We start from the raw sequence: 11796 nt of genomic DNA on the forward strand, positions 1-11796 counted from the left end.
CAAAGTTAAAACCGTTATGACCCTGTATATGTTTTTCACTTCCAAGTCATCCCGCTTGGTCATTTTGTAGGTTGCTTTTTAGGTCCATTTTTGTAGGTCCCTTTGTAAATCCCTGTGTAAGCCCTCCCATAGTGGTTATGAGGGTACTCCTTATGATGGTGTTCTTTATACTAGGATAAACTATTACTTGTAATAGGATAAATGCTATGGAAAGATGATATCATAATTTGAGTTTGGGAGGAATACCAGATGGAAAAGGTTGTCGTTACAGGGATGGGGTTGGTTTCGCCGCTGGGCAGTACGGTACCCGACTTTTGGAATGCCATGGTTCGAGGCGAATCGGGAATATCCCGGATCGATTCGTTTGATACTTCCCACATGAAGGCTTCCATCGCCGGCATCGTGCGGGATTTTGACGCGGAGGCAAGGTTTGGCCGCAAGGAAGCCCGGCGGATGGACCGTTTCTGCCAGTTTGCATTGGCGGCGGCCGAAAGCGCGCTGCAGGATGCGGAGCTGGACATGGACCGCTTGGATAAGGAGCGGACGGGCGTGTACGTCGGCTCTGGCATCGGAGGCATCGGGACGCTGATGGAGCAGGGGGATGTTCTTCGTTCACGGGGGCCGGAGCGGGTCAGCCCGCTGCTCGTCCCGATGATGATCTCGAACATGGCTGCGGCGACGATCAGCATCCGGTTCGGCTTTACCGGCCCCACGATGTCGCCGGTTACGGCATGTTCGATCGGCAATACTAGCATCGGTGAGGCGTTCCGGCTGATCCGCTCCGGCGGGGCGGACGTCGTGATCGCCGGCGGCGCGGAAGCGGCCATTTCCGAAATCTCGATGGCGAGCTTCGGCAACGCCACGGCCTTGTCGGCATGGGACGGGGATCCGAAGCTGGCAAGCCGTCCGTTCGATGCGGGACGCGACGGGTTCGTCATGGGCGAAGGCGCGGGCATCGTGGTGCTGGAGTCGCTGTCCCACGCCCGCAGCCGGAACGCCCGTATTTATGCGGAGATAACCGGGTATGGGGCGACTTCGGACGCTTATCACATCGTTGCGTCGCATCCGGAAGGCATCGGAGCCTATAATGCGATGAGGCTTGCCCTTCAGGAAGCCGGCGTCCGCCCGGAGGAAGTTGATGTGGTCAGCGCCCATGCCACGAGTACGGAAGTCGGAGACAAGTCCGAGACGCAGGCTATCAAGCGTTTGTTCGGCGAAGCGGCTTACCGCGTGCCGGTGACAGCGAACAAATCGATGCTCGGGCACATGTTCGGGGCTTCCGGCGGCGCCCAGGCGATCGCTTTGGTTCAAATGCTTCTGGAGGGCGTCATTCCGCCGACGATCAATCTGCGGGAATCGGACCCGGATTGCGACCTGGATTATGTCCCGAACACCGCGCGCAAGGCTGAGGTAAGAATCGGTATGTCCAATTCTTTCGGTTTTGGCGGCCATAACGCAGTGATCGTCATGAAACGCTTCGAAGAGTAATCGAGGCTATTGCTCAATATTCCACTAAGGCACCCTTGATGCCCATGATGTTTCCGTGGTGCATGGGGGTGCCTTTGTGGTGTTTTCGTGTTTCCTCGGAGGTGCCTCGGAGATGCCTCCATGGTGCCTTGAGGGCGCCTTCTTAGTGTCTTGGAAGGTGCCTTCGTGGTGTCTCGATGCCATCGTGGATCCCGTGATTTTCCTGAGGTGCCTTCGGGATTACACGTGTGGTAATCTCATAATCCCCTTGTGATAACTTACGGTACCTTCTCGGGCTTCTCTTTAGCGGCCAATCCCCTGAAGCCTGGTCCCTCATGGCCGATATGGTATGATGAGGATATATATCCATAAATCAGATACCCGTAAGTGGAGGGGATGAGAATTGGCCGTAAAAATTTGTCCGAAATGCGGGGAATCCAATACGGAACAGGCGTGGACTTGCGTGCACTGTGGAAGTTCATTGCAAAATGCCGAAGTGACCGGGACTCCGGATGCCGACAAGCGGGCAGGTATATCGCTCGGACGCGAAGAGGGCGCCTGCCCCGCGTGCGGGGAACTGCTCGAGCCGGGGGCGAGAAAGTGTAAATATTGCGGGACGACGGTTTATAAAAAGCCCGCTGTGCCGGCTTATGAAGAACCGGAAGAAGATCCGGCTTATTTTAAACCAAACGCGGTGACGATCATTTTGCTAATATTGGCGACGGTGGTTTTTCCACCGGCCGGTCTGATCGTAGGCGGGGTCGCCGTCTTTCTAGGAGACCCGGATAAGCGGATCACCGGGCAGCTTTTAATGATTCTAGGGCTGGTTGTGATCGCAGTGAAGTACTTCCTTTAACGGGTGACGCCATCATTTACTAAAAAGAAAATCGGCAGCCGGCCTGGTCATTGGCTTCATCCTTGGGTATATCTCTATTAGTAGCTTGATAACCAAGGAGGCTGGCATATGACAAAGGAGCATTTTGAAGAAGCGAGAGCTTCGGAAGCGGAGTATCACCAGCGCTTTTATGAAGATAACGATCTGTTTGAACAGGGGACCTGGATGGCCCAACCGGGGGCGGTCGTGATGGAAATGCTGGAACGGCTGCTCCAGCATCGGCGGGATGCGCAGGTGCTGGATCTCGGCTGCGGCATTGGACGCAATACGATCCCGGTCGCCGAGCGTTTGCGGGGAACCCGGAGCCGGGTGATCGGAGTGGATCTTTTGGAGGATGCCGCTGCCAAGCTCAAGAAAAATGCGGCGGAATTTGACTTGCAGGAGCTTGTCGAATCTGAAGCAGCCGATGTGGAGCATTACCTCATCGAGGCGGATACTTACGATTACATCATTGCATGCTCTGCACTCGAGCATACGTCATCCCGTAGCGCCCTGGAAAAGGTGCTGGATCAGATGAAACGTGGAACGCGGGTCGGCGGAATCCACTGTATCACGATGAGCACGGACGTAGAGGAAGTCGACCGGGTGACCGGGGAGATCCGGAAGGGATTGATTGAGCTCAATTTGGCGCAGCAGGACACCATGAAGCTGCTTCAGCGGCACTACCGGGAGTGGAACATTTTGATCGAACAGGTGGTACCGCAAAGCATCGAGGAAGTGAAGGATGGGCGCAGCATCGACTTCCGCTGTTCCCTGATCACGTTTGCCGCACAGAAAATCCGCTAGAATCGGCGAGCGTGCAGCTTTGAACTTCATGTCGCCGCTCGGATAGCGGATGGCCTGCTAATATTTAAGAAGATCTAAAAAGATCCAAGAAAGCCCAATATGATCCAAGAGATCTAAGAAGATCTATTAAGCCCCACGACGGCCCCCTGGCTACCGGGGCTATTTTTTCGCTTAAATTTGTCATGGCAGTGTGGAAGGAAATGATACTGTTCTGATTCGAGCGATGCATGAAGAAGCAGGCGAGTGTTCCGACTGAGGTCGTCAGCTTGATGTTCTTCTGATTAGAGTCGCTCCGCACTTTTCAATCCGGTTGAAATTTACACGTAGACAAGGTACAGTAACGGAACAGAATTCTTTTTTGTCATGATAGGGCAGTGAATGTGAACTTACAGGAGGCAGAACCCATGCTGTTAAATATTAAGAATTACATACGCAAACCGGAAACGATGGAGCTCATCTCCTATGCGGTTTTTCCTGATGACCGGTCGATTGAGCAGGCAATCCAGCAGTACGAAACAAACGACGCTTGGCAGCTGTACGGTTTCGAAGATGGAGAAATTTTAGTCGGATTGGTCGGCTTCGAGAAGATGGACGATACCTTGTTGATCCGCCATATTGCGGTCATCCCGGAAAACCGGGGGCTTGGGTACGGACGGGGCATGATCCTGGAGGTCCTGGCGCAGGAAAAGCCCGCGCGAGTCGTAGCGGAGACGGATGAGGAGGCAGTTGACTTTTACCGGAGCATCGGATTCGAGGTGCACAGCTTGGGTGAATTGTTCCCGGGAGTTGAACGCTTCCGCTGCGTATACGAGGTTGAAGAGGAAGAAGAGTGAAACTATATACCGGTTAAACTATTGGAGCCGGTCCCGGAAGGGACCGGTTTTTTGACGTTATAAGAAGGTACCTTGAGTGTACTGCGACAGACGTTTAACTTACATTTTTCCTTTTTTATGCAACCTGAACCGGTTTGGATGCATCTTTATAGTAGAGGGGAGGTAGCCGTTCTGGACGTAATCGGAAGACTGAAGCAAAAAGATGAAGCGGCACTTCAATGGATTATGCGTCAATTCGGTGACGAGATGCTGCGAACGGCATTTCTTCTGCTCCGTGACAGATATGATGCCGAGGAAGCGGTTCAGGACAGTTTTATTCAAGCCTTTCGGCATATCAATCAGCTTCAGGATGAGGGCAAATTGAAAAGTTGGCTGATCCGGATTGTCGTGAACCGATGCAGAATGAAGCAGCGAGCCTGGTCATGGGGCCGCTTTTCGCCCTCACCGCGGATTGAGGAAATGATAGGCGGGCAGCCCATCCCCGGCCCGGAAGAGAAGCTGCTAACAAAGTGGAGAAACGAGGGGCTGAGCCAAGCCATTCACAAGCTGAAATACATTTACCGCGAGAGCATTACGCTTTACTATTTTAACGAGATGAGCGTGTCCGAAATTGCCGGTTCCCTGCAGCTTAGCGAAAATACCGTCAAGGCCCGATTAGCCCGCGGACGCCAACAATTACAGCAAATGCTGGAACAGGAGGAGCCTGATGCCGAAACAAGAACAGCTTTTGATTAAACAGGCTTTGGAGCAGGAGTTGTCCGAAATTCATTTTACCCAAGCTGCGGAAGTGTTGAGAGCGACCCATCCCCGGAGTTGGAGAGATCGGGTGCGGGCTTTTTTGAATAAAGAACTGGAACTGCCGCTAGTGCCGCTGGGAACAGCCTCGTTGTTCCTTCTGGCTGCAGCGTTCGTATATCATGTGGTCGACCAGCCTAAAATCCATCCAGTCGGGTCCCCGCAGCATCGCCATGAACTGATCGAGGAAGGCGGAAGCTATTACTGGAAAGACGAATATGAGCGGAAGGTGAATGGACATGAAGGCGACCATAAAAGTTAAGCACTTGATTTTGTCCGCTGCCGTCTTACTCTTGCTTGTGATGGGGAGTTTGATGGCCTTTTCCCGCCAAAGCCCTAACTTCCCCATTGTTGATCAGGCGACGGGGGGCACTCTAAGCAAACAAGAGGTTTTTCAGCGGATTCGGGAATCGAAGGATGAACAAAAATGGGCGTTTATTCGCGATTACCTGATCGGCAGAGAGGGGGCTGAGTTAACAAACAGCTATGACGTGTATGTCGGGCCCGGGACTTCGGAATGGAGCTCTGTAACGGTTGAGGGAGAGGAGCAGACGCCCCCGATCCCCCTGAATGAAAAGTTCCCCTATTTAGAGGCATATGTGGAGTCTGGGCCAGCTAACCTTGATTTGGCCGGGGCGGCTGTACTTCTGTCTTACTATTATGATGGAGCGGGCCAATGGGAAAAGGCGATCGAGCTCCTGAAACGTGCCGAAGAACGGCTGCCTGCTACACAGCTGTATGCCGCACAGAGGGTGAAGCTGAGAGAAGCCGAGGTCGCGGCAGATCATGGAGAAATGGAACTTTTTCGGCAGATTAGTGCCGACTTATCCCGCCATTTTAAGCAAAATCAAGATGCCATCATGGAAGAGAAGTTCAGCTGGCTCCAGGCCAAATATTTGGGCGGAAATGAAAGTATCCAGAAATATGTAATGGAGACAAAAAAACAGGCGGAATCTTCGGTCCAAGGAGCTGGACAACAATCGGCGGTAAACTCCGCCCAGCCGAAGCTGCTGAAGCAAGGACTACAAGAGCTTGCCGAATCAAGCTCGGACCGGCTGCCGGAAGTATCCGGTACGCTGAAGCGAAGCGATGGTTCGCCGATCGCCTATGCGGGCGTTTTTTTGCGGACGCGGGACCAGCTGCAGGGAAGCCTGCAGCAGGACGAACCGTACCAAACGATGACCAATGAGAAGGGGGAATATTCGTTTAAAGGGGTGCTTCCCGGAAGTTACCAGCTGTATTTGGGTCTCGAATTGGATCAGATCAGCGGATGGACTTGGCCAACGGAATCCAATGATTGGGTCCATGTCGGACTTCAGGATATTTCCCGGGATTGCGTTTTGCAGCCGCTGCTGGAATTGGTATCTCCCGTTAACCAGAAGACGGTCCGGGATGATAGCATTACCTTTGCTTGGGAGCCGGTTCCGAAGGCCGATTATTACGATGTGAACCTGGGGGTGCGGATTCATTCCGGTTCGTTCAGCCAGCCGGTAAAGTCCAAGATTGAAACGACCCGAATAACGGTGAGGACAGAGGAGCTCTATCACCTGATCGGTGGTGTTTCTTCCTATTCAGACCAGGACGGGAAGATGATAACGGATCCGTTGTCCCTGCTCGGATTTTCCAACCCGGATAACCGCTTTTTCTGGACTGTAAATGCATATGACAAGGATGGTCATTTGCTGACCCGAAGTGACGGATATCGTGTGGGGAGCGATAAGATCGGAAACCTGCCTTTCTTTTATCTGAAGGAAAGAGAACTGACGACGGCGGACCGCGTGCTCCTCGGGGGAAATCTGGACCAGGCCATGAAACAGTATCAGCAGGCATATAAGGAAAATCCGGCCGATGCACACAGTCTTCATATGCTGATTGTCTTGATCGATGCACAAGTATCCGAACACCGCGCCAACCCATCGGCTTCCTTCAACCAAGAAAACGCCGAAAAACAGCAAGAGGCATATTTGAAGGAAATGGTCCGGCTTCATCCGACCCCCGGGTATTTGTCAAGACTAACGGATGAGTATTATAAGAAAAAAGATTGGCAGGAGTACAATACCTATTTCAAACTTTATGAAGAAACAGCGGCTGGAGAATCGTGGTATACCGATCTGTCGACCCATGGGATGGCGATGATGAAACAGGGAAATCTGACTCAGGCAGAGGCATTATTGGCTGAGTCGATGGAGAAAGACCCTACGCATCGAAGGGTCGGGCAGTACCTTGCCCTGAGCCTGTACCGTGAGCATTCCTTTAAAACGACTAAGCAATTAGCCCTTTTGTACCCGGACCTTGCTTCAAACGAGTCAAATGATTGGGAGCGAATGGTGGACGATATGGAAAAGGAGGCGGCTTCCGATCCTGATTATGACAAAGCTCTATACAAGTATCTTGGATGGTACGTACAGGACCAACAGGAGCTGCTGGGCGCGTGGCTGCGGAAGAAGGATCACCCCTACCCGGCGATGATTGCATTTATTCAAGCCCTGCTGAACAACGAATGACATGAAAAGTTATTAGCCTTATTTCCCGGAAAACCTAAAATCCCGCGCATGGTCCCGTTTCGCACCCCGGCCCGGTTACATATACTGCAGTATACAGCTTATGAGTCAGAAGGGGGGCGAAGGCTTTGGTGTATTCATACACCGCGATAGGGGATTCATTGACCGTCGGGTTTGGAGCCTTGCCGGGAAACGGTTTTGTTCCAGTGTATCGGGGACTGGCGGAACAGCATGTAAGAGCTTTTGTAGCCCACGAAAATTTTGGCGTGAACGGTTTGACGACGTCAGGCCTATACGATCACGTAAACCGGAATGGCGCGATACGGCAGGCGATCAAGCAAGCAGAGATCATTACGATCTCCATTGGGGGCAACGATCTGATCCGTGCAGCCAAAAGCGCACCGTTCGGCTCGAAGGCTTCCCAGCATTTTAACCAAGCGCTGAGCCAGTGCAAAACGAATGTGTCCGGGATTCTTCGCACGATCAACCAATTAAAAGGCGGGGGCCAGAGTCCGTACATTATCCGCGTCGTAGGCTTGTACAACCCGTACCCGCTGGTTGAGGAGGCAGGTTACTGGGTACAGCAGTACAACCGTTTTTTAAACGGATTCACCGGCGGAAACCTGGGCGTCGCCAACATTTACGGCTCTTTTCAGGGAAGGGAGAGGGAACTGCTGTCGATTGACCACCTGCATCCAAACGGCAAGGGGTATCGGGTGATCGCGGAGCAGCTTAACGCGTTGGGATACCGCCCTTTGGCTTAAGCAACCCGCGTTAAACTTCAGCATATGTTCAAAAATAGCTGCAAACGTACATCTATTTTCATCTAAATATGTACTTTTCCGCGATATTAGCTGTAGTAATTACATTTATTTCGATGAGGTCAGCCAATTGAGCACAATTAGATGCACTACTGCACTTATTCGACCGACAGGATTGGATCTGCACCTGATGGTGATCTGCACCAGCCACTCGATCAATGAGGCGCAAAAAAACAGACCCGTTTTGCCGGGTCTGTTTTTTTATTTCACTCATAGGTTGGGTTTATGCGGCCCAAAACACGCCCATAGGTCGTAGCTTCCCGCACCTCTTAGTAGGTTTACGCCCAAAGACCGCAGCTTCCCGCACCTATCTGCGATGCACGGTGAATGCCGCCGCCGCGCACGCTTACTTGCGAAGCATGCTGAGGACCGCCCACTTCCGTTCCTGGCGTTTTTTGTACTTGGGCAGTGCCCGGTACAGATCGATCGACTCCTGAAAAGCCGCTTTGGCATCCTGGGTCCGGCCCAGGGATTTGTACATCATCCCGAGCAAATAATACCCTTCACAGGAGGAAGTTTGGATCTGCTGAAACTCCTGCACATAGCTCACGGCTTTGGCCTGGTCGGTGTTCTTATAAATATCCGCCAGCCTCAGATAGGGGCGACCGTATTTGACCCGGGGGTTCAGCTCAAGCGCGCGCAGAATGTGCTGCTCGCCCTCCTGGGTGCGTCCAAGCTTGAGCTTGACGGTTCCGAGGTCATCCCAATATTCGGCGGACTCCTCGGATTGGGTTTCGATGGATTCCAGCAGTTTGAGCGCTTCGGCATACTTTTTTCGTTCGATCAGCAGGCGGGCGAGCTCATGCTTGGAGGAGACGTCGCTGGGGCTCATCGTCACGTGGGATCTCAGCTTGGAGATCCGGCTCATCCGTTTAAAAGGTTTGGTCACGCTGGGGAAAATACCGACAAATTTTCGGTCCAGCAAATAGACGATGACCAACAGGACAATAATGGCCAGGAAGGGGTTTCCGAGAAGCCGGGCCAATATAAAAAACAAGGCGAGTTTAATAAACATAAAGCCTCCTTTATCAAAAAAGCCGGGCTAGGCTGCAGGAGCAGCCTTGGGCTATTGGCTTGACAGTGCGCTGCGTACGCTTAGAATGTATTTCGATTGATCCAGCGGATTTACGCCCCGTCTCTGACGGGTGGCGACGGTATCCTGCGGGGCTTCCTGATATCCGGCAAAAGAGGACGCCATCACGCCGCGGCCGCCGGTCATGGACCGGAGCTTCACCGGAAATTCGAGCGACGTTGCCGCCGGGATCATGCCTTCGACCATAAAGCGTCCGTGCAGGATGGAGGGCGGTTCAAATTCCGCGCGCATCTGCACCAGGTCGCTGAGGATCTTGCCCCCGTATTCCTCGGAGGTGGTGATCCGAAACCGAAGCATCGGCTCCAGCAAGGTCGTGCCCGTCGCGGCCAAGCCGTTCATGATGCCCATCGGGGTGGCGACGACAAAATCGAGCGGGTGCGTATGCCACACATGATGTTCACCTTCAACCAGGGTTACCCTAAGGTCCGTGACCTCCCATCCGAGAAGCCCCTGCTGCAGTGCCTCCGGCACGCGCCGCTCCACCTCGTTCTGGTAGCTCGTCAGCAAATCTTCGCTCCGTACCCGTGCGCTGTATACGAGACCGCTCCCGCGGGGGAGCGGTTCAATCGTGAACCGGAGCACGGCCCAGCAAGGCTTGGGCATCGTATAAGCGATAAAGCCTTCGCCGATCCGGCTCGGCGTTTCCTTATAAATAACGGAAGGCTGGCCGAACCGGACCTTCAGGCCGAAGCGGCTCTCCAACTGGTTAGACAAAATTTCGAGCTGAATGGAGCCCATCACTTTAAGATGAAGCTCCCGCTCGTTCGGCAGCCACTGCAGATCGAGCAGCGGATCCTCATCCGTCAGCTCCTGAAGCGCCTCCACCAGGTCCTGGTAGCGCGCTTCTTCTTCGGCCTGCACCTGAACGGTTAGCAATGGCACCGCGATGGAAGGGGAAGGGGGGATGCGCTTGCTGCTGCCCAGAATATCGCCGATCTTCGATTGGGACAGGCCGTATACCGCGGCGATATCCCCGGCATGCAGCTCCCCCAGATCCGCGAATTTACGTCCGTCCATTTTCCGGATTTGGGTCACCTTCTCCTGCACGTCCTGCGTCAGATTACGAACGGCGTCCCTGTTTTTTAGGATGCCGTTATAGAGCCGGACGTAGGCGGTGCGTCCCATCGTTTTGTCCCGCTCGATTTTGAACACGACGCCCGCCAGCTCGCCTTCGCTGTCGCCGGTTGGCCCGGGCAGATACGCCACCGCATGATCCAGCAGCTCCCGGATGCCGATTCCCTTCTGCGATGAGCCGAAGAGTACAGGGAACAATCGGGCCTGCCGAGTCAGCCGGACGAGCATGCTCCGGAGCTCTTCCGGTGAAATCGGCTCTCCTTCAATGACCCGGAGGAGCAGATCTTCATCGAGATCTGCGCAAGCCTCCACCAACTGCACATACTCCGTACGTTCCGGATCCCCATCCTTGACCGGGTCCAGAATGGGATGCATGCCAGCGAAATTCTCCGCTTCGCCTACTGGAATTTGGAGCGGGACGGCATGAGGGGAGAGAAGCCGTTTGATTTCATCCAGGACAGCCGCGGCCGATACGCCGGTCCGGTCCATTTTATTCACGTAAATTAACGTCGGGATGTTTAAGGATCTGAGCGCGTGCCACACCGTTTCCGTCTGGGATTGAACGCCCTCGGCGGCGGATACGATGAGGATGGCTCCATCCATGACGCGCATCGACCGCTCCACCTCGGATAGAAAATCGACGTGGCCCGGCGTGTCGATTACATTGATATGTATGCCATTCCACTGGAGCGTGGTCGCCGCGGCACGCACGGAGATGCCCCGCTCCCGCTCGACTTCGAGGGAATCGGTCAGCGCCGTTCCTTGATCCACGCTGCCCAGCGTGCGGATCGTGCCGCTTTCAAAGAGCATATGCTCGGTCGTGGTCGTTTTACCTGCATCAATATGGGCAAAAATGCCGATATTTCTCGTTTCTTTATTCGTCATAGCGCTTGATGACACCCCGTATGCTTCGAATTATAGTGACTCTATTATAGCATGGGGAAACGGACCGCTGTTTTTTTCCTTGCGAATCCATCGGCTCCGTACGAGCTAGTGGATTACTTTTTCGAAATTTGAAAGGTGAATTTCCATACGGCCTGGTTCCCCGAGTATCTGCCCCGGTTTTCCGTGACCGTCACCTTCATCTCCACGAGCTGAGTTTTCTTTGTCAGCGTACTGACTTTAACCGTTTTTTTGGCCTCGGATCGATCGGGAACCTTGTCCTGTTCTTCGGCATAGGCGTACAGGTTGATCGAACTCACGTTTTTGAGCGTAACGGAGCCGTCTTCCTTCACTTCCTTGCCGTTTACCGATGCCTTGAAATACCATTCATTGCCGACATGTTCATTCTCAACCAGTTGAGCGCTCACCAGCTTGACATTCCAACCGGAATCGGCCGCCGCTGTAGTAGGGGTGGCCCCTGCCGCCACCATTAACAGGACGGCAGCGATCCATAAGCTGAATTTTTTAAACAATGAATCCATTTTTGTACCGCCTTTCGCTGCTGTCCGTATAGAACTTCTTATTAATAAGGCAGACCCCTATCGTACTATAAACCCTTTTGTTAAATTGTTCCATATGAATTTCGGCA

General features: G+C 53.4%; 11 protein-coding genes. 8 read left to right on the forward strand and 3 right to left on the reverse strand.

Annotation, left to right across the window (positions count from 1 at the left end; translation table 11 throughout):
* Positions 1-249: 249 nt before the first annotated feature.
* The 8 genes from fabF to CJP46_RS00710 all read left to right on the forward strand — a co-directional run bounded on the left by fabF (position 250) and on the right by CJP46_RS00710 (position 8041).
* On the forward strand, positions 250-1488 hold the full coding sequence (fabF, locus tag CJP46_RS00675; protein WP_094593697.1) for a beta-ketoacyl-ACP synthase II: 1239 nt from the start codon (positions 250-252) through the stop codon (positions 1486-1488).
* A gap of 382 nt (positions 1489-1870) precedes the next feature.
* Complete coding sequence (locus tag CJP46_RS00680) at positions 1871-2323, forward strand: zinc ribbon domain-containing protein (RefSeq protein ID WP_094593698.1); 453 nt, start codon at positions 1871-1873, stop codon at positions 2321-2323.
* Positions 2324-2431: 108 nt separating this feature from the next.
* Positions 2432-3148, forward strand: coding sequence for a class I SAM-dependent methyltransferase (locus CJP46_RS00685; RefSeq protein WP_094593699.1), 717 nt, complete (start codon positions 2432-2434; stop codon positions 3146-3148).
* 404 nt (positions 3149-3552) lie between these two features.
* Positions 3553-3981, forward strand: coding sequence for a GNAT family N-acetyltransferase (locus CJP46_RS00690; RefSeq protein WP_094593700.1), 429 nt, complete (start codon positions 3553-3555; stop codon positions 3979-3981).
* A gap of 72 nt (positions 3982-4053) precedes the next feature.
* Positions 4054-4716, forward strand: a complete 663-nt coding sequence (locus tag CJP46_RS00695) for an RNA polymerase sigma factor (protein ID WP_256992141.1) — start codon at positions 4054-4056, stop codon at positions 4714-4716.
* On the forward strand, positions 4688-5038 hold the full coding sequence (locus CJP46_RS00700; RefSeq protein ID WP_094593701.1) for a hypothetical protein: 351 nt from the start codon (positions 4688-4690) through the stop codon (positions 5036-5038). The genes CJP46_RS00695 and CJP46_RS00700 overlap by 29 nt, the downstream gene beginning before the upstream one ends.
* On the forward strand, positions 5016-7280 hold the full coding sequence (locus CJP46_RS00705; protein ID WP_094593702.1) for a carboxypeptidase-like regulatory domain-containing protein: 2265 nt from the start codon (positions 5016-5018) through the stop codon (positions 7278-7280). The genes CJP46_RS00700 and CJP46_RS00705 overlap by 23 nt, the downstream gene beginning before the upstream one ends.
* Before the next feature lie 128 nt (positions 7281-7408).
* Entirely contained in the window at positions 7409-8041 is a 633-nt protein-coding gene (locus CJP46_RS00710) for an SGNH/GDSL hydrolase family protein (RefSeq protein ID WP_306431034.1), read from the forward strand.
* Between the two features lie 403 nt (positions 8042-8444).
* Here CJP46_RS00710 and CJP46_RS00715 read toward each other — a convergent pair whose 3' ends face one another.
* From CJP46_RS00715 to CJP46_RS00725, 3 genes are all read right to left on the reverse strand, one after another.
* Positions 8445-9113: a tetratricopeptide repeat protein gene (locus CJP46_RS00715; RefSeq protein ID WP_094593704.1), complete on the reverse strand. Its 669-nt coding sequence runs from the start codon at positions 9111-9113 to the stop codon at positions 8445-8447.
* Between the two features lie 51 nt (positions 9114-9164).
* Entirely contained in the window at positions 9165-11150 is a 1986-nt protein-coding gene (locus tag CJP46_RS00720) for a GTP-binding protein (protein WP_094593705.1), read from the reverse strand.
* 113 nt (positions 11151-11263) lie between these two features.
* Positions 11264-11689 carry a hypothetical protein gene (locus CJP46_RS00725; protein ID WP_094593706.1) on the reverse strand — a complete coding sequence of 142 codons (426 nt, stop codon included), beginning with the start codon at positions 11687-11689 and terminating at the stop codon, positions 11264-11266.
* Positions 11690-11796: the final 107 nt, after the last annotated feature.

The organism is Paenibacillus sp. XY044 (genome assembly GCF_002257645.1).
Lineage (GTDB): Bacteria > Bacillota > Bacilli > Paenibacillales > Paenibacillaceae > Paenibacillus_AQ.

Coding starts and splice junctions, on each gene's coding strand:
- CJP46_RS00685 (WP_094593699.1), top strand. CDS start 2,432: ATGACAAAGGAGCATTTTGAAGAAGCGAGAGCTTCGGAAGCGGAGTAT.
- CJP46_RS00705 (WP_094593702.1), top strand. CDS start 5,016: ATGAAGGCGACCATAAAAGTTAAGCACTTGATTTTGTCCGCTGCCGTC.
- CJP46_RS00700 (WP_094593701.1), top strand. CDS start 4,688: ATGCCGAAACAAGAACAGCTTTTGATTAAACAGGCTTTGGAGCAGGAG.
- CJP46_RS00715 (WP_094593704.1), bottom strand. CDS start 9,113: ATGTTTATTAAACTCGCCTTGTTTTTTATATTGGCCCGGCTTCTCGGA.
- CJP46_RS00690 (WP_094593700.1), top strand. CDS start 3,553: ATGCTGTTAAATATTAAGAATTACATACGCAAACCGGAAACGATGGAG.
- CJP46_RS00720 (WP_094593705.1), bottom strand. CDS start 11,150: ATGACGAATAAAGAAACGAGAAATATCGGCATTTTTGCCCATATTGAT.
- CJP46_RS00725 (WP_094593706.1), bottom strand. CDS start 11,689: ATGGATTCATTGTTTAAAAAATTCAGCTTATGGATCGCTGCCGTCCTG.
- fabF (WP_094593697.1), top strand. CDS start 250: ATGGAAAAGGTTGTCGTTACAGGGATGGGGTTGGTTTCGCCGCTGGGC.